Source organism: Arthrobacter sp. 135MFCol5.1 (assembly GCF_000374865.1).
Classification (GTDB): domain Bacteria; phylum Actinomycetota; class Actinomycetes; order Actinomycetales; family Micrococcaceae; genus Arthrobacter.
In genome coordinates this window covers 170,374-192,942 of sequence record NZ_KB895455.1, presented here as the reverse complement: position 1 = coordinate 192,942, position 22,569 = coordinate 170,374, and the positions used below count along the sequence as shown (strand labels likewise).

General features: G+C 67.0%; 16 protein-coding genes. 9 read left to right on the top strand and 7 right to left on the bottom strand.

Annotation, left to right across the window (positions count from 1 at the left end; genetic code table 11):
* Nucleotides 1–31 precede the first annotated feature (31 nt).
* The 4 genes from C563_RS0109475 to C563_RS0109460 are packed head-to-tail and all read right to left on the bottom strand — an operon-like array spanning nt 32 to nt 5,666.
* A complete protein-coding gene (locus C563_RS0109475; protein ID WP_018761811.1) occupies nt 32–1,147 on the bottom strand; it encodes a M24 family metallopeptidase in 1,116 nt (371 codons plus the stop codon).
* A complete protein-coding gene (locus tag C563_RS0109470; protein ID WP_018761810.1) occupies nt 1,144–3,189 on the bottom strand; it encodes a DUF6807 family protein in 2,046 nt (681 codons plus the stop codon). The genes C563_RS0109475 and C563_RS0109470 overlap by 4 nt, the downstream gene beginning before the upstream one ends.
* Complete coding sequence (locus C563_RS0109465; RefSeq protein WP_018761809.1) at nt 3,186–4,343, bottom strand: alpha/beta hydrolase family protein; 1,158 nt, start codon at nt 4,341–4,343, stop codon at nt 3,186–3,188. The genes C563_RS0109470 and C563_RS0109465 overlap by 4 nt, the downstream gene beginning before the upstream one ends.
* A gap of 54 nt (nt 4,344–4,397) precedes the next feature.
* Nucleotides 4,398–5,666 (bottom strand): ABC transporter substrate-binding protein, encoded by a 1,269-nt coding sequence (locus tag C563_RS0109460; RefSeq protein WP_018761808.1) that lies wholly within the window; start codon nt 5,664–5,666, stop codon nt 4,398–4,400.
* 371 nt (nt 5,667–6,037) lie between these two features.
* Here C563_RS0109460 and C563_RS0109450 point away from each other — a divergent pair, with 371 nt between their 5' ends.
* The 3 genes from C563_RS0109450 to C563_RS0109440 all read left to right on the top strand — a co-directional run bounded on the left by C563_RS0109450 (nt 6,038) and on the right by C563_RS0109440 (nt 9,528).
* On the top strand, nt 6,038–6,982 hold the full coding sequence (locus tag C563_RS0109450) for a carbohydrate ABC transporter permease (protein ID WP_018761806.1): 945 nt from the start codon (nt 6,038–6,040) through the stop codon (nt 6,980–6,982).
* Nucleotides 6,972–7,916: a carbohydrate ABC transporter permease gene (locus C563_RS0109445; RefSeq protein ID WP_018761805.1), complete on the top strand. Its 945-nt coding sequence runs from the start codon at nt 6,972–6,974 to the stop codon at nt 7,914–7,916. Before C563_RS0109450 ends, C563_RS0109445 begins: the two co-directional genes overlap by 11 nt.
* Before the next feature lie 253 nt (nt 7,917–8,169).
* Nucleotides 8,170–9,528: an ABC transporter substrate-binding protein gene (locus C563_RS0109440; protein WP_026264596.1), complete on the top strand. Its 1,359-nt coding sequence runs from the start codon at nt 8,170–8,172 to the stop codon at nt 9,526–9,528.
* A gap of 202 nt (nt 9,529–9,730) precedes the next feature.
* Here C563_RS0109440 and C563_RS0109430 read toward each other — a convergent pair whose 3' ends face one another.
* Nucleotides 9,731–11,758, bottom strand: coding sequence for a beta-galactosidase (locus C563_RS0109430; RefSeq protein WP_018761802.1), 2,028 nt, complete (start codon nt 11,756–11,758; stop codon nt 9,731–9,733).
* A 199-nt stretch (nt 11,759–11,957) separates the two neighbouring features.
* On the opposite strand from C563_RS0109430, the gene C563_RS0109425 reads away from it, so the two are divergent.
* The 5 genes from C563_RS0109425 to C563_RS0109405 all read left to right on the top strand — a co-directional run bounded on the left by C563_RS0109425 (nt 11,958) and on the right by C563_RS0109405 (nt 17,113).
* Nucleotides 11,958–13,247, top strand: a complete 1,290-nt coding sequence (locus C563_RS0109425) for an ABC transporter substrate-binding protein (RefSeq protein ID WP_018761801.1) — start codon at nt 11,958–11,960, stop codon at nt 13,245–13,247.
* A 46-nt stretch (nt 13,248–13,293) separates the two neighbouring features.
* Nucleotides 13,294–14,247: a carbohydrate ABC transporter permease gene (locus tag C563_RS0109420; RefSeq protein WP_026264595.1), complete on the top strand. Its 954-nt coding sequence runs from the start codon at nt 13,294–13,296 to the stop codon at nt 14,245–14,247.
* Entirely contained in the window at nt 14,244–15,161 is a 918-nt protein-coding gene (locus C563_RS0109415) for a carbohydrate ABC transporter permease (protein ID WP_018761799.1), read from the top strand. Before C563_RS0109420 ends, C563_RS0109415 begins: the two co-directional genes overlap by 4 nt.
* A gap of 18 nt (nt 15,162–15,179) precedes the next feature.
* Nucleotides 15,180–15,812, top strand: coding sequence for a hypothetical protein (locus C563_RS0109410; RefSeq protein WP_018761798.1), 633 nt, complete (start codon nt 15,180–15,182; stop codon nt 15,810–15,812).
* Between the two features lie 125 nt (nt 15,813–15,937).
* Nucleotides 15,938–17,113, top strand: a complete 1,176-nt coding sequence (locus C563_RS0109405) for an MFS transporter (protein WP_018761797.1) — start codon at nt 15,938–15,940, stop codon at nt 17,111–17,113.
* Here the strand turns inward: C563_RS0109405 and C563_RS0109400 are convergent.
* Complete coding sequence (locus C563_RS0109400; protein WP_018761796.1) at nt 17,100–20,351, bottom strand: family 78 glycoside hydrolase catalytic domain; 3,252 nt, start codon at nt 20,349–20,351, stop codon at nt 17,100–17,102. The genes C563_RS0109405 and C563_RS0109400 overlap by 14 nt on opposite strands.
* Entirely contained in the window at nt 20,351–21,556 is a 1,206-nt protein-coding gene (locus C563_RS0109395; RefSeq protein ID WP_018761795.1) for a Gfo/Idh/MocA family protein, read from the bottom strand. Before C563_RS0109395 ends, C563_RS0109400 begins: the two co-directional genes overlap by 1 nt.
* 240 nt (nt 21,557–21,796) lie before the next feature.
* Here C563_RS0109395 and C563_RS0109390 point away from each other — a divergent pair, with 240 nt between their 5' ends.
* Nucleotides 21,797–22,471 (top strand): YesL family protein, encoded by a 675-nt coding sequence (locus C563_RS0109390; RefSeq protein WP_018761794.1) that lies wholly within the window; start codon nt 21,797–21,799, stop codon nt 22,469–22,471.
* Nucleotides 22,472–22,569 lie beyond the last annotated feature (98 nt).

Below are 22,569 nucleotides of genomic sequence, written 5' to 3'. Positions count from 1 at the left end.
TTAAAGCTGCAGTATGTGAGCGGGCGCCGGACTAGAGCTGCAAGGTCACGGGGCGCGCCAGCCCGTTCACGGTGGCCACCGGCCAGCGCGGGTCAACAGTCAGGATGTGGAGCCCGGATTCCGTGAGCTGGACCGTGTCCTCGATCTTGACGCCCGGCCCTGACGGGTTCCATGTGAACGCCTGGTCCAGCACCACCGTATCCGTGGCTTCCGACGTGACCCGGGGATCGCGCCCCGCGTAACCGGCGGGCCCGCCCTGATGGTGTTGTTCCCACTGGTCCGCGCCGAAGCCATGCCGGACGTACGCGGCCTGGATCTCGGTGAAGATCCGGTCCAGCCGGGTGCCGGGAACCGTGGCATCGAATATATCCGCCTCCACTGCCGCGATGCGGGCCTCGGCGTCGCGCTCCCCGGGAGTGCCGGCGTCGAACCTGATCCAGCGGGTGATGTTGGCCACGAGGCCGTCGCGGCGGGCGCAAACCACCGCCATGGCACGCCGGCCAAGAGGCGCGTGCGTGGCCAAGGGGTGCCGGAACGTGCTGCGGGAGCTGCCGTTGCACAGGAGTACCAGCGGCTCTGCACCGGCGGCCACCACCCGGGCAGCCAGCGCCGACACCAGCGCGAATTCGGTGGTGTCCGGGCGGGCGGCGGACAGGACCTCGGTCATGATGCCGGCCACGTCGGCGCTGAGCAGGGCATAGCGGGCGCTTTCCGCCGGAAGCAGCTGCTGGCGCGCGGCGCGCAGTTCGGCGGCCACCTCTGCCTCGGACAGCGGAGACAGGGCGCCATTGCCCACGGCGGCCGCGGCCTGGTGCAGGTTCGCGTACCAGGGAACGGTATGCAGGTTGACTCCCAGCGGAAGCTCCTCGGCGGCGATCCGGCCGGCTTCGTTGTTGAACGTCACCAGGTGGTCGCCGTCGCGCGCGACGAGCAGGGCGGCGATGGGGTCGCCGGCCAGGCTGATGTGCACCCGGCTGCCGTCCAGGTACCAGGTCAGGGCCGTGTTGGTGGTGAGGAGCAGCGAATCCCGCCCGGCCTCGTCCAGGATGTCCAGCACGCGCCGGCGCTTGATGGCCCGGTCGCCCGGGGATCCGGGAGCCAGGCGGGCCTCCTGCTGGGGAACGGCTGCGGCTGTGGTCTGGGTCATGACGGATCCCCTTGCTCGTTGATCAGTGTTTCGATGTCGGCGGTGGCCAGGAGTCCGTCGGCCACGAAGACGGTGACGTGCCGCCGCACCGGCGTGCCGGGCTCTGCGATGACGGGCGTATCCCACGCCAGCGACTGGCCGACGCCCGGGTAGCCGTCAACCCGGACAAACCATGGGTCCGTGGAGTCCCCGGCAGCGACGAACACCAAGGTGGCCGGGCCGCCGTCGAACGTTCCCGACCAGGCGAGCCATGGCGTGACGCTGCCGTGGGCCTGCGATTCACCGGAGCCGGCGGGCGTCCAGACGGCAGGGTCCGCGCACTCGGGCAGCCGCCAGAAGAAGCCGCCGTAGCCACCCTCGAACCGGCCGTTGGAGCCCGGACTGCCCAGGCTGACCGGCGTGTTCCCTGCAGGTGACAACGCAAAATCCAGTGACAGCCGCCAGGCGGAGGGTGCGACGGCGGACCACGCCCAGGTGCGTTCCTCGCGGAGCACAGGGGAGCCGTCCGGCCCGTTCCAGCCCAGCGTCTCCTGCAGGACGCCGGGCCGTCCCGCGCCGGCGTCGGCCTGGAAGGATGCGGTGCCGGTGCTTGCGATGCTGCCGTGGTCCGGGCGCCACACGTACTGGCCGGCTTCCCTGGTGTAGGTGCGGCCGCCCCAGAAATTCACCCCGTCCACATCCTGCAAGGCCACGCCGGCGCCCAGGTGCCATACGTGGTCAAGGGGCTGGTGGTCAGTCACCACGGTGCCGTTCAGAGTGCGCACCGGGTGGAGGTAGGGGCGCGGGGAGGATACTGCCCTGATATGGCTGCCGTCCTGGTAATCGGCCACCGGGCGGCCCCCAACGGTCAGCGTCCGGACCGGCGGAAGGGGACGGGCCCAGGGCACGCCGAGTTCGGCGAACGTTGCCTGTGCCTTGACGGCGCGCTCCAGCGTTCCGGAGATGCCCTGCACCACCGGATGGGCGTCGTCGCCCTCGCCTTCCCACGTGATGAAGCCGGTGCCGATCGGGGCCGGTGCGGGCGCGGTGCGGATAGCCTCCAGGACGGCGGTGAAGGCTCCGGTGTCTTCCAGCGCGCACAGCAGCGGCGTTCCGTTGGCCCGGGCATCCAGCAGGTTTTCGAGCAGGTCAGTCCGGCCGAAGGACTCCCGGCGCTCGCCGGCCGGGGTGGTGATGACGACGTGGTCCTCCGTGTAGGAAAGGGTGATCTCGCCCAGCGTTCCGTGCACGGTGACGGCCGGGTTGAGCTGTTCGGGGGCGCAGAGCGTCAAGGCACAAAGGAGGGTCTCTCCGCCTGCGGTGCGGATCCGCAGAATGGACGTGTCATCGCTTTCGGTGCTGTTGGCCCGGTACAGGTCCGTTTCCACCGAGCGGACGTCCGCGAGGGTATGCGCGCCCGCCAGATGCAGTCCGGTGGCAACGGCGTGGGCCAGGGCGTTCGTGGCCACCCCGTCCACTACGTCCGTGCCGTCGAGGCTGCGCTTCCCGGCCCAGCGCGAGCGGTTGAAGTACGCCTTGGTCCGCAGCCATTGGCCGGTGGCGCTGAGCCCCAGCACGGTGCCTATTTCACCTGCCTCCACCAGGCCCCGGATGGCGGGCAGGGCTTGGGAGCCCAGGCTCTGGAAGCCCACCTGGACCCGGCGGCCGTGGTCCCTGGCCGCGGCCAGGACTTGCTCGAATTGCGCCAGGGATGCCACCGGCGGCTTTTCGACATAGACGTCCATCCCGGCGGACAACGCCGCGATGGCCAAGGGGGCATGCGTCTGGATGGGGGTGGCAATAATGACGACGTCGACGCCAGGCTTGGCGGCCAGCAGCCTGTCCAGGTCCGGGTACACAGCCACTGAGCCGGCCAGGCTGCCGGGCTGCGGCGGGTGGGGATCGGCGACGGCTACCAGTTCCAGGGCGCCGGCCTGTTCGAGCCGGGCCAGGTTGGCGAGGTGCCGTTCGCCGAAGCCGTGCACACCCACCAGGGCAACCCTGGGAAGGTCTGTGGACGGGGACTGCGGATGGGTGGATTCCGCCGAATGCTGTGTGGTCACGTGGGTCCTTGGGAGCGGTGCTGGTTGGGGGGGCAGGTGGTCAGCGTTTTCGCCAGGAAGTCGAGGGCCTCGTCCTGCATGGCCGCCGTGAAGACGTGCCCGCCGGGCCAGAAGCTGCCCGCATACCTGTCGGTGCCGCCGTGCAGGGATTCGAGTAACTGGTGGGCCCGGCGCATCCCGGCTTCCGGGAAGAGCTCGTCAGCAAGGGCGTACTGCACCAGGAACCGGGCGGACCCTGCGCGGGCTGTGAGTTCCGGCCAGTCACCCAGCTTCCACAGCCCGGGAGTCTGCAGCAGCCACGAATGTGCGTCGAGGTACGCGGGGAAGAGGGATTCAAACGTGGTCATCATGCAGGTGACCACGGCGGCCCTGATGCGCGGGCTAAGGGCGGCCAGGGTGAGGGAACGGCCGCCGCCGCCGGAGAAACCGATGCACCCCAGGCTGTCCGCATCGACGCCGGGCAGTGCGGCCAGGACGTCGAGGGCGGCAAGGTCGTCGTGGGCCACCATGCCGGCAAGGCTGGTGCCGAGCAGCCCCGCCGCCTTGGCCACGGTGTCCTCATGGACGCCGGCCGCGGCGTTGTATTCGTCGGCCTCGGAAGGCGCGATGCCGTCCGCCCGCCACTGCGCCTGCCGTGCGTCAACGGCCGCGGCGGTCCGCCATGGCGGGGTGGAGAGGTCAAACCGGCGGCTTCCCCAGGCAAACGTGTCATGGGCAAGGACAGCGAAACCCTGGCGGGCCAGGCCGGTGGCCAGCGCACGGCCGTCATAGTGCCCTGCGCGTGCGGCAGCCGCCGACGGGTGGGTTGTCGGGAGCTCCACGAGCCGGTCCGCACCGCCAAACTTGTTGCCGCCGTGGCAGTGCAGGGCCAGGACGCCTGGCAGCGGTCCGGAATGTCCTGCCGGCCGGACCAGCCAGCCCGTGGTGCGCGGCCCGAAGCCCAACTGCCAGCTCAGTTCGGTGGTGGTGGCGTCGTCGTACGTTTCCTCCCAGTGCACCCGTACGTCCGGCGGCGCGGGCACAGCCGGGACGCCCAAGGCGTCAGAGAGTTCCTGCGCCGCCGCGGTGGACGCCCGGTGGCGGGGACGGGCCCGGACGTAGGCAGGCCAATCGTCGTAGCCGCCGATGGCGCTGGGCCGTGTTGCCGTGATCATGTGCCTGCCCCCTTTCATGGTTGGTGTCTGTACATCCGTCCGCTGCGGCAACCGTCAGGCGAGGTTTTGGTTGACCTCTGAAATCATGCCTTTGGCAGCGTCCCGAGGCGCGATCTTTCCGAAGAGTACATCCGTGTTGTAACGGTTCAAAACTTCCAGGGTTGCGGATGATCCTGCCGGGAAGGGCTTGGGTGCCGGAACCTTCATGGCGGCGATCCGGTCCAGGTAGGTGGCTTCCTTCTGCTGGGTTTCCTTGAGCAGGGGAGTGATGCCCGCCTTCAGTTCGGTGTTGGCGGGCATGCCGCGGTCGCTCTTGATCTTGGTGGCCGCGTCCATGTTGTTGACCAGGTAGTTGATGAACAGGGCCGCTTCCTTGGGCTGGGCGGATTTGGACGAGATGGCGTATTCCATCGACGAACGCAGCCAGGCCCCCGGCGTCCTGCTTTCGCCGGGAAGTTTCACCATGACCAGCGGGGCGCCGGAGTAGGACGTCATCTGGTTGCTCCAGGAAATCTTCATTCCTTGCTTTCCCTGGCCCATCAGTGTCATCTCAGGCTGGGCGGACCCGTCCTCGACGGTCTGGGACGCGGACGGGGCGCCGCCGGTTTCCATCAGCTTCTTGTTGAGCTCAAACCACTTGGCGAGCGTGTCCTCGCTGATGCCCATCTTCTTGCCGTCGTCCGTGTAGAGCTCCTGGCCATTCTGGCGTGCCCAGACGGCGAGGAAGGAGTCGTTGGCCATGGGGGTCGTGCCGAAGGTGCCGGCCGGCGACTTCTTGGTGATTTCGGCGGCGATCCGTGCGTAGTCGTCCCAGGTCCAGGTTTCGTCGTCCGGCAGCGGCACGCCGGCGGCCTCGAAGACCTTGGGGTCCAGGACCATGGACATGGAGTTGACGCCCGCGGTAATGGTGTACTGCTTTCCGTTGATCTTGCCCAGCTCAACGGTCCCGTCGGCGAACTTCGAGGTGTCGATCTGGTCCTTCACCTTGTCGAGGTCCAGGAGGACGCCGCGGCTGGAGTATTCGCTGGGATAGGCGCCGCTCATGGCGATGACGTCCGGGGTGGTTCCGCCGGCGATCTGGGTGGCCATTTTGTCCCAGTAGGAGCTGAATTCGGTGTTCTCGCCCTGGACCTTGATAGTGGGGTTGGCGGCTTCAAATGCTTTGATGACCTCCATGGTGGTCTTCGCCCTGGAGTCGTTGCCCCACCAGGCGAACCGGATGGTGACGGGATCCTCCGCAGTCCCCACTTTCCCGGCCTGCGGGCTGTTGCCGCAGCCGGTAAGGACCATGGCCAGCGCGGCGGCGGCGCCGGTGATTCCCATGACCGATTTCCTGAGACCAAACCTCATTGTTGTCCCCCTTATTCTGGTGGTCGCGTCCCCTTGCCAGATGCAACAGAAAACGTTTTCTCAAAAACTAACAAAGGGCTGTACAGGAGTCAAGAAACCGTTTACTTTGGTACGGAGCCGCTTTCTAGAACGACGCTCCCGGCGGGCGGAACTGCTCCAGCCCTGACGGGCATGCAGCGGGCCCGCGAAGGGAGTCCCGAACCCCCATCGCCTGGCGATGACCGAAACGTGGAGGCCACGATGACCAAAGGAGACCACATGGCCGCAAAGCATATTCCCAAGACGCGCCGTCCGGCCCCGCTGCCGGCCGACGCTTGCCTGCTGTCCGTGATGGAGCAGCAACCGTGAGCGCCATCAGCGAACTGTCTTCGTTGAGCCGGCGGAAGGGCAAAGCCACCGCTGAGGAGAAGAAGGCCAACAGGCGGGACAACAAGGCCGCCTACATTTTCCTGCTCCCGTGGCTGGTGGGTTTGGTGGCCATCACCATCGGCCCCATGTTGATGTCCCTCTACCTTTCGTTTACGGACTACAACCTGCTGCAGCCGCCCGAGTGGACGGGGCTGGACAACTTCACCAGGATGCTCAGCGACGCCCGGCTGCACAACTCGTTGCGGGTTACGTTCACCTACGTCCTGGTGGGTGTTCCACTGCAGCTGGCCGTGGCACTGCTGATCGCGCTCGTCCTGGACAAGGGGCTCCGCGGCCTTCCGTTCTACCGTTCCGTGTTCTACTTGCCGTCGCTGCTGGGCGGTTCGGTCGCCGTCGCCATCCTGTGGAAGCAGATCTTCGGCACCACCGGCCTGGTGAACCAGGTCCTGGCCATGTTCGGCATTCAGGGTCCCGGCTGGATCTCGGATCCCAGCACGGCCCTGGGATCGATCATCCTGCTGCACGTCTGGACCTTTGGCGCTCCGATGATCATCTTCCTCGCGGGCCTGCGCCAGATCCCCAACATGTACTACGAGGCGGCCAGGGTGGATGGTGCCACCACGCTCCAGCAGTTCTGGCGGATCACCATGCCGATGCTCAGCCCGATCATCTTCTTCAACCTGGTCCTGCAGATCATCGGTTCGTTCCAGTCCTTCACCCAGGCGTTCATCGTCTCCGGCGGCAACGGCGGACCTTCGGACTCAACGATGTTCTTTACGTTGTACCTCTACCAAAAGGGCTTCGGCCAGTTCGACATGGGCTACGCCTCAGCCATGGCGTGGGTGCTGCTGCTTATCATCGGCGTCTTCACCGCCATCAACTTCATCGCTTCTAAGTATTGGGTTTTCTATGACGACTAAGCTTGAGACGCTGCCCACCCCGGAGAAGAAGTCCGGGGGCGCCGGCAAGCCTACGAACCGCAAGCCCAGGGTCCGCGAGTCCCGGGGAACGCTGGCCTTCAGCAGGGCCCAGCGCGGTAAATCGCTGATGAAGCACGGGATCCTGATCCTGGCCGGCGGGCTGATGATCTATCCGCTCCTGTGGATGGTGGTCTCCTCGCTGCGGCCGAATGACCTGATCTTCCGTGAACCGGGCCTGTGGCTGAACAGCCTGGAAATGAGCAACTACACCTCCGGATGGTCGGCCCTGACGCACCCGTTCGGCCACTACATGATCAACTCCGCGATCGTGGTGATCGGCTCGATCCTGGGCAACCTGGTCTCATGCTCGATGGCTGCCTACGCGTTCGCGCGGCTGCAGTTCACCGCCAAGAAGCTGTTCTTCGGCATCATGCTGCTGACCATCATGCTCCCGTTCCACGTGGTGATCGTGCCGCAATACATCCTGTTCTCGCAGATCGGCTGGGTGAACACTTTCTGGCCGCTGATCGTTCCCAAGCTGCTTGCCACGGATGCGTTCTTCGTCTTCCTCATGGTGCAGTTCATCCGCGGCATCCCCAAGGAGCTTGACGAGGCCGCGAGGATCGACGGAGCCGGCCATCCGCGCATCTTCCTTCGCGTAATCCTGCCGCTGATGGTGCCGGCCCTGGCCACTACCACGATCTTCACGTTCATCTGGACCTGGAACGACTTCTTCGGCGCCCTGATCTACCTCACGGACCCGGATATGTTCACCGTTCCCGTGGCACTGCGCGCGTTCGTCGACTCGCAGTCCGCCACCAGCTGGGGATCCTTGTTCGCCATGTCCATCGTGTCCCTGCTGCCGGTCTTCCTGGTGTTCCTGTTCGGCCAGCGGTTCCTGATCAAGGGCATCGCCACCACGGGCATCAAGTAACGCCGGGCCGCACCCGGCGCCACGCACCCCCTGCACCACCTGTTTGAACGGCCCGTCGCCAGCGGCGGGCCGTTCGCGCGTCACGGGGCGGATGCACTTCGCCGAACACCTTGTAATACAAGTTTTAGACTTGTAGTATTAGATGCAGAAAGCGCTTTCACGGCCTGAGGCCCTCTTCGAAACCTCGACGGCTCCGCCCCCGGCCACCCCCCAACATCACCGCACCTGGATCAAAGAAGATCGGAGTTACACAGTGCCGCTTTTTCCCCGTCCTGCATCCGCTGCCAAGCAGCCGGCAGGGGCACCACCGTCACGCTCATCGCGCCGAACCCGTACGGCGGGTGCTGTCGCAGCCGCAGTCGCCGCCGTCATGGCCCTCAGTGCCTGCGGCGGTGGAGCAGCTCCGCAGAGCGCCGACGGAACCGTTGAGCTTCGCTTCTCCTGGTGGGGCGGCGACAAGCGCGCCCAGCTGACGCAGGAAGCCATCAAGCAGTTCGAAGCCGAAAACCCCAAAATCAAGATCAAACCGGAATTCGGCGACTGGAGCGGTTACTGGGACAAGCTCGCCACCCAGGTGGCAGCCAACGACGCCCCGGACATCATCCAGATGGACGAGAAATACATCACCGAGTACTCCAGCCGCGGCGCCCTCCTGGATCTGTCCAAGTACGACATCGACACCTCCAAGCTGGATGAGGCGGCCCTGAATGCAGGCAAGAGCCAGAAGGGCCTGACGGGCATCGCGGCCGGCATCAACGCCGCCACCATCCTGGCCAATCCCGCAGTCTTCCAGGCCGCCGGAGTTCCGCTGCCGGATGACACCAAATGGACCTGGGACGATTTCGGCCGGATCGCCGCCGAGATCACCGCGAAGTCGCCCAAGGGCACCTACGGAGCGGCAGCGTACGGAACGGATGAGGCCTCCTTGGGCGTCTGGCTCCGGCAGGACGGCAAGTCCCTCTACACATCCGACGGCAAGCTGGGCTTTGAGTCCGGTGACATCGCCGAATGGTGGGCATTCCTGAAGGAGCTGAGCCAGAAGAAGGCGGTGCCTTCCGCATCGGAGGTGGTCGAGGCTGAGGCTGCGCCCCTTGACCAGAGCGGCCTGGCGACCGGCAAGAACGCCATGGCGTTCTGGTGGTCCAACCAGGCGCCAGCCCTGGAGAAGGCCAGCGGCGGAGACCTCAAGATCCTGCGGTTCCCCACCAAGACGGGATCGGCAGCCGATGCGGAGCTTTGGTACAAAGCCTCGCAGTTCTGGTCCGCTTCCTCGCGCACCAAGCACCCGCAGGAAACGGCCAAGTTCATCAACTTCCTGACCAACAACGTCAAAGCCGGTGAAGCGCTCCTGGCGGACCGTGGTGTGTATCCCAACGCTGATGTCCGGGCAGCCATCCAGCCCAAACTGACCCCGGCAGACGTCAAGGTGGTCACCTTCATCGATCAGATCAAAGGCGAACTCGGCGAAGCCCCGGCGCCGCCGCCAAAGGGTGCGGGAGCGATCCAGGAAATCATCAAGCGCTACACCTCGGAAGTCCTGTTTGACCGCTTGTCCCCGGCCGACGCGGGAAAGAAGGCCACGGACGAGATGAAGTCCGCCATCAGCAGCTGATCTTCACACCGCCAACACGGCTCCGGACAACACGGGTGGACGCCTCCCCGCCCGAGGCGTCCGACGGCGGGTGGCAGCTCCGCCCCGGCGGGAACCGATGGTTCCTTTCCGGGGCGGAGGTGTTTAAGGCGCAGTCCACTTTTAACGGGACCGAGCGTTCCGTGGACGGCGGCACCCAAGCCGGTGCCGCCGTCGGCCGTCCTTAGGACTGTGCCTGGCCCTCCGCCACCACCGCGACGCCGCCGGCAGGAACGGTGCCCGGGAAGGGGCCACCGGTCAGCAGGTCCTGGCCAGTGGCTGAGACGGCGGCATCCGCCCTCGTGTGGTTGATGGCGAACAGGAAGCTGCGCCCGTCGGCGGACAGGCGCCGCACCAGTTCCACCCCGGGATCGGCAGCGGCGACGGGCGAAACGCCCGATTCGGCCAGCAGCTTGTCAACCAGGGCTTCGATGCCGTTGGCGTCCGGGAGGGTGGCCAGGTACCAGGCCGCCCCTGGCCCAACAGGCCGCCGGGTCAGGGAGGGAACCCCCTCCAGCGGGTATTCGGTAAAGGTTTGCACCACCTCGGCGCCGGCAGGGTGGACATGCTCGCTCCAGATGGAAGAGGTGGTCCCGTCGCTCAACTTGAGCTGGGCTCCGGCCAGCAGCGGATAAAACTCCTCCACCCGGACGCCCACGAGATCGCGGAACGCGCCCGGGTAGCCGCCGAGCAGCACATGGTCCTGAGCGTCCACGATGCCGCTGAAATAGCTGACCAGGACCGTGGCCCCGCGCGAAGCCGCGGCGGCGATGGTGGCGGCGTCCTCATCGGACACGGCGTACAGGGTGCACGCCAGCACCAGGTCGTAGCCGTCAAGTGACGCCGACGGATGCACCAGGTCCACGGAGACTCCGCGCAGGACCAGTGACCGGTGAAACGCCCTCAGCAGGTCCAGGTACTTCACGTCGATGCTCGGTTTGGAGTCGATCTCGCTGGCCCACCAGGCCTCGTAGTCGAAGACAATGGCGGCACGCGACTGGACCCGCGAACCGCGCACGGGTTCGAGGCGCTGCAGGGCCGCGCCAAGCTCCACCACCTCACGCCACACCCGCGTGTCCCGTCCCCCGTGCGGCACCATGGCGGAGTGGAACTTCTCCGACCCCGCGAAGCTTTGCCGCCACTGGAAGAACATCACGGCGTCCGCCCCGCGGGCCACGTGGGCCAGCGAATTGCGCAGCATCTCGCCGGGCATCTTGGGTTGGTTGCGCGGCTGCCAGTTGACCGCCGACGTCGAATGTTCCATCAGGATCCACGGGTCACCGCCCGCAATGCCGCGCGTGAGGTCCGCGCTGAACGCGAGTTCCAGGTGGCGTTCCGGGTCCGCGGCCACGAGGTAGTGGTCGTTGGCGATGACGTCCAGGTCTTTGGCCCAGCTGAAGTAGTCCATGGATTTGGTGGCACTTGAGGCCATCAGGTTGGTGGTGCAGGGGATGTCCGGGGTCACCTCGCGAAGGACGGCCACCAGCTCCCGGTAGTAGTCCATCAGCGCCCACGAGCTGAACCGCTGGAAGTCCAGTTGCTGGCCCGGGTTCAGGGTGGACGGTGCGACGGCGGGCGGCAGGATTTCCTCGAAGGAGCCGTAGTTCTGGGACCAGAATGCCGTGCCCCAGGAAGCGTTCAAGGCAGCGATGCTCCCGTACCGGCGTTCAAGCCAGGTGCGGAAGGCGGCTGCGTCCTCTTCGCCGTAGAACTCCGAGACGTGGCAGCCCATTTCGTTGTCCACATGCCACAGTGCCAGCGCGGGGTGGTCCTTGTAGCGTTCGGCGAGTGCGCGGGTGATCCCGGCGGCGTAGCGGCGGTACACGGCCGACGACGGCGTGTAGTGCCGCCGTGAGCCCGGTCCCAGCACGGTCCCGTCAGCCCTGACCGGCAGGATTTCCGGGTGTTTGCGCACCAGCCAGGCCGGAGGTGCGGCGGTGGCGGTGGCCAGGGCCACTTTCACGCCGATCCCGGCGAGGTTGTCCAGTACTTTGTCCAGCCAGCCGAACTCGTAGTGCCCTTCGGCGGGTTCCAGCAGGGCCCAGGAGAAAATGCCGACGCTGAGGAAATTCACGCCCGCTTCCTGCATGAGGTCCAGATCCTCCAGGCGGACACTGGCGGGCCATTGCTCGGGGTTGTAGTCGCCTCCGAAAGCGATGCCCCCAATGTTGCTCCACACTTTGGACGGGCCGGGGCTTTCCTGCTGTGTCATGGGACTCCTTTGTCAACTGTGAGGCGGGGTTCGCAATGAGGAAACGCTTTCTTGGAAAACGCTTGCCTGGCGGCTTGGAAAACGCTTGCCCATTAATCCGAATGCAGCTATTGTATCGTTTCAGACGCCATGTTAGCCAGCTCACTACTTACGTTGTAGACCGAGCCAAGGCAGGCACCCAAAGAGCAAGGAGGCTCCCGTGATCAACAGAAGGCATTTCCTCACAACCGTGGCCATCGGCACCGCATCTGCCGCAGCCCTGGCAGCCTGCGGGAACGGAGGCAGCTCATCCGGCCAGACCGGATCCGCTGAAAAACCCGTGACCATCAACTACACCTGGTGGGGCAACGACGACCGCGCCGAGCGGACCCGCAAAGCCATCGCCCTGTTCGAGTCAAAGAACCCGGACATCAAGGTCAACGGCAACTTCACGGATTTCGCGGGCTACTGGCAGAAGCGTGCCACCGAAGCGGCCGGCGGCGGCCTGCCCGACGTGATGCAGTGGGACCTGTCCTACCTGCGCGATTACGGCCAGCGCAACCAGCTCCTGGACCTGGGCACGGTGAAGATCGATACCTCCGCGTTCGAGAAATCACTCCTGCCGTCCGGCCAGATCAAGGGCAAGACCTACGGCATCCCCACCAGCACCAACGCCTTCGCGGTCTACTACGATCCTGCCAAGCTGGCCTCCCTGGGCATCGCCGAACCCACCGGCAAATGGACCTGGTCCGAATTCCAGTCGTTCCTGAAGGAAGTTGGGGACAAGGGCAACGGCACCCTCTTCGGCTCCACGGACTTCACCGGTGTCTGGTGGCAGTTCAACATCTGGCTCCGCCAGAAGAACATCCAGGCCTTCACCAGCGCCGGGAAGCTGGGATTCAGCAAGGACGACCTGAAGACCTGGTGGAACCTCAACTCGAAGCTGCGCGGAACCCAGGCCCTCGTGCCGGAAGACAGGGTAACCCAGCTCAAGCCCAAGTCCCCGTTTGGCTCCAACGTCAGTGCCGCCGAGGTCACCTGGGACAACTTCATGGCCGGATACCTGGCTGACAGCGGCGCCAAGCAACTCAAGCTGGTACCGGTGCCCTCGGATGACCCGAACAACCTGGGCCTGTTCCTGAAGCCGTCCATGCTGATGGTGGCCAGCGCCAAGACCAAGTTCAAGGACGCGGCGGCACGCTTCATCGATTTCATGGTCAACGATCCCGAGGTGGGCCAGATCTTCAAGACCTCCCGCGGCGTTCCGGCCTCCAAGACCCAGCGCGACGGCACCACGTTCGATGGCGCCGACAAGCTGGTGGTGGATTACGAGAAGTCCATCGAGCAGTACCTCAAGGACGCACCCGAGCCGCCGATCGTCGGGTTCGGCACGCTGGAAGCATCGTTCGGCCGGATTGCCTCCGACCTCAACTACGGCAAGCTCACCGTTGACGGTGCCGTCGACGCGTGGTTCAAGGAAGCCGAAGACCTCATCAAGCAGAACGCCTGATCCGGCCAGTGCCTGATCGAGTGTTCACGACTGACGGATTGAACTCGTGACTCAAAGCCCAACCCTGAGCAGGCGCCAGGGGCACTCCGGTACCGCGTTGCCGCGCAAGTCGCGGCAGCGCGGGGCGGATGCCCGCGCCGGTTACACCTTCCTGCTGCCCTGGCTGCTGGGTTTCATCGCCCTGACGGTCGGGCCGATGATCTCCTCCCTGTACCTCTCGTTCACCAACTACAACCTGTTCGAGCCGCCCAAGTGGATCGGCTTCGACAACTACGCCACCCTCTTCCAGGACGAGCGCTTCCTGCAGTCCGTGGGCGTGACCCTGTCCTACGTGGTCTTCGGCACCCCGCTCAAGCTCGCCGCGGCCCTGGCGGTGGCGATGCTGCTGAACAGCAAGCGCCGCGGCCAGGGCTTCTACCGGTCGGCGTTCTACGCCCCGTCCCTGATCGGGGCCTCGGTGTCCATCGCGATCGTCTGGAAGGCCATGTTCGGCGATTCCGGGCCGGTGGACCAGGGCCTGTCCTTCTTCGGGATCAACATCGGCGGCTGGGTGGGAAATCCGTCCATGACCATGCCCATGATGATCCTGCTGACCGTGTGGCAGTTCGGCGCCCCGATGGTGATCTTCCTGGCCGGCCTGAAACAGATCCCGGGCGAACTCTACGAGGCGGCATCGATGGACGGTGCCGGTCCGGTGCGGAAGTTCTTCAACATCACCTGGCCCATGCTCTCTCCGGTGATCTTCTTCAACCTCCTGATGGAAACCATCCACGCGTTCCAGATCTTCGCGTCGGCCTACATCATCTCCAACGGTGACGGCGGCCCCGCCGGCTCCACCCTCTTCTACACCCTCTACCTTTACCTGCGCGGCTTCAGCGACTTCCGGATGGGCTACGCCTCGGCCATGGCCTGGCTGCTGGTGATCGTGGTCGGCATCATCACGCTGATCTTCTTCCGCACCTCCAAGTCCTGGGTCCACTACAGCGGTGATGCAAAATGACAACCACGGCAACCCCCGTCCAGCCGGCCCCGGGCGCCACAGCCCCGGCCCACAACCCGAAGTCCGAATCCACCACCGCCAAACGCGCCAAGAGCACCATCTTCCACGCCGCAGCGCTCCTGCTGACCTGCGTGGTGCTCTACCCCGCCCTGTGGATGATCGCCTCCGCGTTCAAACCCAACTCGGAAATCGGCGGCCAGAACACCTCGCTGTGGTCCAGCAACTTCAGCTTTGACAACTTCGCCACCGCGATGGACGGTATCGGCGGGGTCTCCACCCTGCAGTTCTTCACCAACTCGCTGATCCTGGCCATCGGCGCCGTCGTCGGCACCATCCTCTCCGCGAGCGTGTCCGCCTACGCCTTCGCCCGGATCAAATTCCCCGGCCGCAGCGTGTTCTTCGGCATGATGATCGCCACCTTGCTGCTGCCGTTCCACGTGGTGATCATCCCGCAGTACATCATCTTCCAGCAGCTCGGACTGGTGGACACCTACGTCCCCCTGCTCATCGGCAAGTTCCTCGCAGGAGACGCGTTCTTCGTGTTCCTCATGGTGCAGTTCATGCGCAACCTGCCCGCCGAACTCGACGAAGCAGCCCGCATCGACGGCGCAGGGCACGTCCGGATCTTCACCTCCATCATGCTGCCCCTGATGAAACCGGCCCTGATCTCCACCTCGATCTTCTCCTTCATCTGGAGCTGGAACGACTTCCTGGGCCCGCTGCTCTACCTGAACACCCCCGACAAGTACCCGTTGCCCCTGGCCCTGCGCCTCTTTGTGGACCAAACCCAGTCCTCGGACTACGGCGCCATGATCGCCATGTCCGTCCTGGCCCTGCTCCCCGTGCTGATCTTCTTCCTGATCTTCCAGCGGTACATCGTCGAGGGCGTTTCCACTCAGGGCCTCAAGGGCTAACGGACAACGGAGAGAAAAATGAGCGCCATGGACAGCACCACCCCAGTTTCCGGCCACGAGCCCATCCCGGTGAACCGGTTTGCCCTGTTCTCCGAAACCCTCCTGGCAGGCCTGCTGGTGCTGGTGCTGTCCGTCCCGCTGGTAACCCTTCCGGCCGCCTACGCGGCCGGCATCGCCCACCTGGAACGGCACCTGGCCGGCCGGGATGATTCGGTCCGCGGACTCTGGCGCCTCTTCAGGGCGGCCCTGCCCGGCAGCTGGAAGCTGGGCCTGACGACGGCGGCAGCCGCCGTCGTCATTGTCCTCAACCTCCTGCTCGCCTGGGTGGGGCAACTGCCGGGCCGTGGAGTGGTGCTGCCAGCCACCCTGCTCCTGGCGGCCGGAGCGGCGATCGTGCTGCTCCGCACCGCCTCGGCCTGGACCGACGCAACCGGCCAAGGCGCCACCGCAGGGGACTCCTGGCGCACGGCCCTCCATGCCGGGCAGGCAATGACCCTGCGCGACTGGACCGGTTCGCTGCTGCTCGCGGCCGCGCTGTTCTGCGCCGTGGTGTTCGTCTGGATGCTCGCGGCGCTCTTCGTGGTGGTCCCCGGCACCCTCATCCTCGCCGCGGCGGCAGTAAAACTGCGGTCCGGCCGGCCCCGACGCTAGCTGTGCCGTTGCGCCGCGCCCGAACCGATCAACGCGCCCGTACCGGTCAACGCGGCCGCCCCGGGCCCGGCCAACCCCGGTGGTACCACCCGCTGAGGCAGCACAACTACCGGCTGTTCCTGGGCATGCAGCTGGCCGGCAGCCTGGGGGTGTGGATGCAGCGCCTGGCCCAGGACTGGCTGGTGCTGCAGCTGACCGGAAGCCCCGCAGCGGTGGGCGCCGCCGTCGCCCTGCAGTTCCTGCCCATGCTGGTGGTGGGCCCGCTGGCCGGGCTGGTAGTGGACCTCTTTCCCAAGCGCCGGATCATGATGGTATGCCAGTCCGTCATCGTGCTGCTGGGCATTGGCCTCGCGGCGTGGGCCGCGAGCGGCACCCTGACGGTATGGGTGGTGTACGCCAGCTGCGTCGCCTTGGGCATCATTGCGGCGGTGGACCAGCCCACCAGGCAGGTGTTCGTCAATGAAGTGGTGGGAGACGCCGCGCTGCGGCCGGCCATCGGACTGAACAATGCGCTGTCCCAACTGGGCGGCATGGCCGGCCCGGCGTTGGGCGGGCTGCTCATCGCCCAGGCCGGACCGGCGGCGGCCTTTGCCGCCAACGCGCTGATCGGCGTGGGTGTCCTGGGCCTGATCATGGCCATCCGGACCAGCGAGCTGTATCCCGGCCCGCGCGCCGGACGCGGCCGGGGCCAGGTGCTTGCCGGCCTCCACTATGTACGGGAGCGGCCGCGGCTCCTGCTCCTCATCCTCCTCGCCGGCCTGCTGGGCGCCTTCGGGATGAACGGGCCGGTGGTCCTGGCGGCGTTCGCCGAACGGGTGTGGCACAACGGCGTGGAAGGCTTCGGCCTGTTCAACACCGTCAGCGCCGTCGGCGCCCTGGCCGGGGCGCTCCTGGCCGCCCGGCTTGGCACCATGGGCCGGAAAGGCATTGTGGCTTCGGCCGGCCTTTTCGGCCTGTCCCAGCTGCTGGCGGCGCTCATGCCCACCGTGGGCCTTTTCATCGCCATGCTGGTGGTGGTGGGCATGATGACGCTGCTGTTCCTCACTAGCGCCGCCACCGCCGTCCAGCTCGAGGCCGGGCCCGCCATCCGCGGCCGGGTCATGGCCCTGTACCTGCCCCTCCTGCTCGGCGGACATGCGCTCGGTGGCCTCCTGGCCGGTTGGCTGACCGAGCAGTTCGGAGTCCGGGCGGGCCTGGTGGCCACCGGCTGCCTGGGCATGCTGTCCGCCATGGTCATCGGCCTCCTGCTCTGGCGGCACGGGCGGCGCGCCCGGCCTCCAGTGCAAACTACCGGGGCGTAAACGTCCAGGTGCCGGTGTGCACGCGGAATTCCCTGGCGGCGCCGTCCGCGGTGCCCAAGGGGGCGGAAGGTACGACGACGGCATCCGCGGAGGGCCCTTTGACCCCGTAGGTGCCGGCGGGCAGCCTCACGGTGGCAGTGGTGCCCGGTGGAACCGTGCACTCCAGTTCCACCGAACCTCCGCGCCTGCGCCAACTCGCCTGTACGTATCCGTTGTCCACCGGGATACTGCCGCGGGCGTGCTCCAACTGGCACAGCGGCGGTTCGATCACCACCGCGGTGCCGCCGGGCACGGCGTACCGGATGCCGAGCAGGTGCTCGAGGATCTCCTTGAGCACGGACGCGGACCAGGCGTGCGACTGGCTGTAGTCGGTCCCCTCGGCCAGGTCCCAGGCTTCCCAGGTGAAGGTGGCTCCGCGGTCCAGGAGCCGTGCCCAGCCGGGCTGGTCTTTGGCGGTGAGGAGGTCCAGGACGGCGTCCACGCGGCCCTGGCGCAGCAGGGCACGGACCAGCCGGTGCACCGTCATGGGGCCTTGCCGCATGCCCATTCCGGCGATCCGGTCGGCGTCAGCGTCCGCGTGGCCGGGGTCCGTGATGCCCAGTGAGAGCGGGAAGGACGTGGCGTGCTGGGAGGCGTGGGCACTGGGTGTCCCGTCCCCGTGGAGTCCGTCCACCATGACCCCGCCAACGCGCAGCCGGCCGCGGATGGCGGCGGCCAGCGCACGGGCTGCCGTGGCGTAGCGGACGGCGGCGTCTTCCTGGCCGGCCAGGTTGCAGAGCCGTGCCGTTGACACCAGAGCCGAGTAGGCCTGGGCGTTGACGGTGGTCTTGGCCGCGCACTCCATGTCGTAGCCGAACCGGCCGGGTGCGGGCCAGTCCACGATGCCGTGCAGGTAGGGGCCCGAGCCGCCGCCCAGCCTGGTGACCAGTCCCGCCGTCGGGCCCTCCGCCGGAATGCAGCGCATGGCGTAGTCGGCCGTGTCGCACAGGTGGGGAAGCAGTTCGCGGACCAGGCCCAGGTCTCCGGAGCGCAGGTGGTACTCCTCCGCCCACTCCGGCAGCATCAGGGAGAAATCGGGGATGTCGCGCTTGCCGTCGCCGTTGGGATAGACGGCGTTGTACCGGCCCTTGTCCGCCCCGGTGTTCCAGTAGCGGCCGGCTGACCAGGCGAATTCCCGCAGTGCCTGCGCCGTGTAGGCGTGTTCGCCGAAGAACGCCATGGTGGCGTAGGAAATGTTGGCGGCGTCGGCCAGGAACTGGCCTTTTTCCCGGGTGGGAGTGTCCACGAACTGCTCCTGGACACCGTAGAGCGCAGAATCGCGCAGCAGCCCGACGACCTCGTCCAGGACGGGGTCGGAACTGGTGAAGCTGCCCTCGCCGGGGTGGCTGCCGTAGACCGTGGCGGCGCCGACGCGTGACACGTCCGCCGCCTCCACGCCCGGCAGTTCCAAGTAGCGGAAGCCGAGGTGGACGGAGGCCCGGAACTGCTGTGGCCCGGCGGTTTGGGTGTAGGGGAAGGACATATCCGTGTTCTGGCTGGGGGTCTTTCCGGCATCCACCCTGCCGTCCGGGCGCAGGACGTAGCCGGCCCGGAGCATGACCGTGCGCCCCGGGACGCCGGCCAGGAAGTCCACCTCGGGCCGGGCCGGGATGACGCGCCCGAAGTCCGCCACCAGGGTGCCGTCCTCCGCGGCAAGGAACCGCCGCGGTGCCACGAACTCCCCGCCCAGGAACGTCCGGCGGGCGTGCAGCCGGGGAAAGTCCGACGTCGGGTGCCGGCCGGCGCTGATGGCGGCAGGAAGGTCTTCGGTGATGTCCAGGGACGCTGCGGCCTCGCCATCCAGGTGCTCCACGGGGTCGCCCTCGTCATTGCGGTAGCCCGACTGGCGGTACGGGGCCTCGCCGGCACGCCAGCCAGGGCCCGAGACAAGGACGCCGCGCCGTCCGTCGTCGTAATCAACACTCAGCCTGACCAACAGGCCGGGAACACCTGCGGCGCGGCCCTGGCCCGGACCGTACCAGTGGAGGAGGGCCGTCACCGGCACGGGCGTACCGGCCGGATGTGCCGCCAGGACCCCGGTGACGTCGGCGGCATCGAAATACCCCTCGCCGGGGTAGCCGAACGAGGTGGTGCCGAGGCAGGGCGTTCCGGCCACCGAAACCTGCGCGTGGTGGTGTGCCGCCACGAAGAGCCTGGCACGCCGGACCGTCCCGTCCAGCTCCAAGGTGCCCCGGAACAGGGTCCACTCGTCGGGCTGCCGGTGTCCGGTGGTGCGGTCCCATTGTGCCAAGGACGCAAGCGCGTCGTCCTCGGCGGCGTCAAAACGGTGGTCCAGCAGGATGGTTCCGGAACGGCCGGGAACCTCCCCGGTGATTTTGAGCCGCGCATACTCCGCCTGGCTCCGGGGTCCTTGGTGCAGGGCGGCCCTTTCGCCGCTGTCCGCGGATGCCGGTACGTCAACCACCAGCAGTTCCGTTCCGCCCAGCGACACCCGGATGGTCAGCCCGTCGTCGCTAATATCCAGGTCCTGCCACGATCCGGGACCAGGTTGCCGGTCTCCTGCCGGTGCGGCGGTTCCCAGGACCTCGGAATCCGGGGCGGCGGGGGAGGGGATTTCCCAGTCCGGAGTGCGGCGGAGTACCAGTTCTCCGGCCGGGCCCAGTTCGAGCAGCACGCCCGTCCCGGGTCCGCTGCTCCGCAGGATCATGCCGGCTTTGCCCATGACGGGCCGGAGCCGGGCCTGGATCCGGACGCTGCGGACGGCGGGGCACGGCAGAGGCAGGAACGGCGAGCCTGCCACCCGCAGGGCGCGGTTGTGGATTTCCAGCGGGGCGCGCCCGCCCGGGGCCCGGCTGATCCAGCCGGCCTGCCAGGACGCATCCGTCAGGCCGGTGCTGAAGGGGTGCGGGGAAGACCAGGAGCCCGCCCTGCCGGCAGCATCATGGATGCGCACGCGCCAGGCGAAGTCCGAGTCGTCCGCCAGGGCGGGGCCGCCATAGGGCACGCCGCGCTGGGATGCGGAAGCTACCGGACCCGAGCCCCACACCAGCGCGCCCCGGGTGTCCCGGACCTCAACCTCGTAGCCGGTCTGCTGTGCCAGGGCGGGATCGTCGCCGTCGCCCTGGGCCAGCCGCCAGCTGAACGCGGGGGCCGGCGAAGCAGCCAGGCAGGCGGAAAGCCCGTCCGTCAGCAGGTTGGCTGCGTGCAGGTGACCGGCGTCGCGGAACTGGCCGCCCATCAGGAAGCCGGAATATCAAAGGTGGCCGGGGCGGACACGGCCCAGGGGAGTCCCAGCTCGCTGAAGGTGGCGTGCTCCCGGCCCGCACGTTCCAGCGCGGCCTCAATACCTGTTACGACGGCGTGGGCTGAGTCGCCGTCGCCCTCCCACCGGACGTGGGCGGGATCGATGGGGGAGGGCAGCGGCGCCGTCCGGACCGCTTCCAGCACCAGCATGAAGGCTCCGCTGTCCAGCAGGCTGCTGGTGAGCGGAACGCCGGTGGCGCGGTGGGCCAGCAGGTTCTCGGTGAGGTCATCGCGGCCATACGTCTTTTCGCTGCGCCCGGCTGCGGTTTCAATGCTGAGCCGGTCCTCGGTGTAGTGGAACACGGCGGTGCCGGCCGAGCCCTGCAGGGTCACGCAGGGCTCAACGGATTCGGACGCGCAGATGGTCAGCGCGCAGGTGATGGGCAGGCCTGGAGTGGTGCGGATCCGGATCACGGAGGTGTCATCCGATTCGATGTCGTTGGCCCGGTACAGCTCGGTCTCCACGGATGCGATGTCAGCGGTGGTGCGCGCCCCAGCAATCCGGAGGGCGGTTGCCACGGCATGCGCCAACGGATTGGTGGCGACGCCGTCCACCACGTCCACGCCGTTGATGCTGCGTTTCCCGGCCCAGCGCGAGCGTTTGTAGTAGGCCCGGTCCCGGACCCAGCGGCCGGTGGCCGAGATGCCCTCCAAGGTGCCGATGGTGCCGGCCGCGAGCAGTTCCTCGATGGCCCGCAGGGCGTGCGAACCGAGGCTTTGGAACCCGATCTGGACACCGCGCCCGGAATCCTCCGCCGCGGCACACAGCCGGTTGAAATCGGCAAGGGACGCGACGGGGGGTTTTTCCAAGTACAGCTCCGCGTCCGTGGCAAGGGCAGCCAGGGCCAGCGGGGCGTGCGTCTGGATGGGGGTGGCCACGATGACCAAGTCGAGGTCCCCGGCGGCCTGGAGGAGCTCGTCGAGCCCGGGGTGGATGGCGGCCGACGGCGGCACGGCACCTGGCGCGGGCGGCTGCGGATCGGCAACCGCCACCAGCTCGACGGCGCCTGCCGCCTGCAGGCGTTCAAGGTTCCGGAGGTGATGGGTGCCAAAGCCGTGCACGCCCACCAGTGCCACCCGCGCCGCAGTCCCCGGGGCGGTTCCGGCGCCCTTGCCGGCCGCTTCCGTTGCCGTTCCCATGGTTCTCCGTCCTGCCCGTCCGGGCACCAGCCTGTAGCGCCCGTCATCTGTCAGCAAGCGCTTTCCACCGTTCAGTGTGCGGCATGGAGGCATTGCCAGTCCAGCTATGTAACGATTCAAAAATTCACTTGACCGAGATGCCGGTGCAGGTCTAGATTTTCGAGAAACCGATTACCAGCGTGATGCGGGACACTTTCCGCTTCGCCTCTGCAACGATGGAGAACAGAAGGGAGCCCAGCCATGCTGTCAGGGACCTTCAGTGCGCGTGCCTATTCATTCTTTGACACGCTCGCATGGATTGCGGGCCTGAACCTGCTGTGGATCGTGTTCACCCTGATGGGTGGCGGCATCCTTGGTGCCGGGCCGGCCACGGCCGCGGCGCAGATCCTGGTGCGCAAGCGGGCCCGGGGGGAGGCGGCTCCGCTGGTGCGCGGATTTGCCGCCGCATACACCAGGAATTTTGGCCGCGCGAACATCCTTGCACTGCCGGTCATGGCCGTCTCCGTTGCTCTTGCCCTGAACTGGAACTACTTTTCGGCGGGGCGCGGGCTCTTCGCGCAGCTCATGGCGGCAGGCATCTTTGTTGCCGCAATCTTCCTGGCCGGCGCAGCGTGCTACGTGTTTCCCATGTACGCCCGCTACGAACTGCCGCTGCGGCAGTACTTGCTGACGTCGTCGCGCTTTGCCGTGCGGCATCTTGCGGGAACCGTCATCCTGCTGTTCGTCACCGCCGCCGCGGCGTACGCCAGCGCGGCGCTCCCGGGCCTGATTCCGTTCTTCAGCATCGGAGCCTGGCTCTTCCTGACCGGCTGGCTCTGCGACCGCTTCTTCACCGCGAATGACCAATCGGTAGCCGAAGCGCTGGCAGTGGAACCGGATGGCCGGGCCGCCCTGCAGGGAGCCTCCACCGCCTGACCGCCCTCCTTCCGGGTGCGGCCAGGCCATGCCCGGCTTCTAAATGAAACGTATCAATACTGGCCCTAAGGCCCAATGAACCCCAATGAAGTGGAAAA

Bases quoted from the DNA above. Each gene is read 5' to 3' on its own strand.
- C563_RS0109475 (WP_018761811.1), bottom strand. From the start codon at position 1,147: ATGACCCAGACCACAGCCGCAGCCGTTCCCCAGCAGGAGGCCCGCCTG.
- C563_RS0109465 (WP_018761809.1), bottom strand. From the start codon at position 4,343: ATGATCACGGCAACACGGCCCAGCGCCATCGGCGGCTACGACGATTGG.
- C563_RS0109460 (WP_018761808.1), bottom strand. From the start codon at position 5,666: ATGGGAATCACCGGCGCCGCCGCCGCGCTGGCCATGGTCCTTACCGGC.
- C563_RS0109445 (WP_018761805.1), top strand. From the start codon at position 6,972: ATGACGACTAAGCTTGAGACGCTGCCCACCCCGGAGAAGAAGTCCGGG.
- C563_RS0109430 (WP_018761802.1), bottom strand. From the start codon at position 11,758: ATGACACAGCAGGAAAGCCCCGGCCCGTCCAAAGTGTGGAGCAACATT.
- C563_RS0109415 (WP_018761799.1), top strand. From the start codon at position 14,244: ATGACAACCACGGCAACCCCCGTCCAGCCGGCCCCGGGCGCCACAGCC.
- C563_RS0109410 (WP_018761798.1), top strand. From the start codon at position 15,180: ATGAGCGCCATGGACAGCACCACCCCAGTTTCCGGCCACGAGCCCATC.
- C563_RS0109405 (WP_018761797.1), top strand. From the start codon at position 15,938: ATGCAGCTGGCCGGCAGCCTGGGGGTGTGGATGCAGCGCCTGGCCCAG.
- C563_RS0109400 (WP_018761796.1), bottom strand. From the start codon at position 20,351: ATGGGCGGCCAGTTCCGCGACGCCGGTCACCTGCACGCAGCCAACCTG.
- C563_RS0109395 (WP_018761795.1), bottom strand. From the start codon at position 21,556: ATGGGAACGGCAACGGAAGCGGCCGGCAAGGGCGCCGGAACCGCCCCG.
- C563_RS0109390 (WP_018761794.1), top strand. From the start codon at position 21,797: ATGCTGTCAGGGACCTTCAGTGCGCGTGCCTATTCATTCTTTGACACG.